Below are 407 nucleotides of genomic sequence, written 5' to 3'. Positions count from 1 at the left end.
CAAGTATTTCTGCGGAGAGATTAAACCGGGCAGCCGCTTCACGCATCGTCAGGCGGTCACTGATAACCGCCCGGACGACCACGAGTTTAAATTCATCGGAATAATGATTATTTTTTGCAGTCAGGCCTTCTGCACCGTGGAACTGCCATGCCCTGACCCAGCGACGGACAGATGTTCTTTCAATACCAAAAAGGTCGGCTGTACTCTGTTCTCCGTCTTTACCGGACAAATAATGATTAACCACAGCCAGTTTTGTTTCAGGGGAATACTTTGGTTTAGCCATAAAATTGCACCTTACTCAGTTGGGTGTCCAACTTTTGGGGTGCAGTCCACATTTGCGGGCTTTGTTTTTTCTGCGCGGGGCATATCCCGACACCGACGCGGTTCTTGGCTTAGCCAATCGCCCC

Annotated in this window: 1 protein-coding gene; it reads right to left on the bottom strand. The window is 49.9% G+C overall.

Going from position 1 to position 407, the window contains the following annotated elements; genetic code table 11:
- On the bottom strand, positions 1–283 hold a 283-nt coding region (locus FJV41_RS56330), incomplete at its 3' end, for a helix-turn-helix domain-containing protein (RefSeq protein WP_004166231.1).
- Positions 284–407: the final 124 nt, after the last annotated feature.

Source organism: Myxococcus llanfairpwllgwyngyllgogerychwyrndrobwllllantysiliogogogochensis, assembly GCF_006636215.1.
In the GTDB taxonomy this organism is placed as follows: domain Bacteria; phylum Myxococcota; class Myxococcia; order Myxococcales; family Myxococcaceae; genus Myxococcus; species Myxococcus llanfairpwllgwyngyllgogerychwyrndrobwllllantysiliogogogochensis.
The sequence above is the reverse complement of the archived record's forward strand: the minus strand, read 5'-3'. Positions and strand labels throughout refer to the sequence as shown.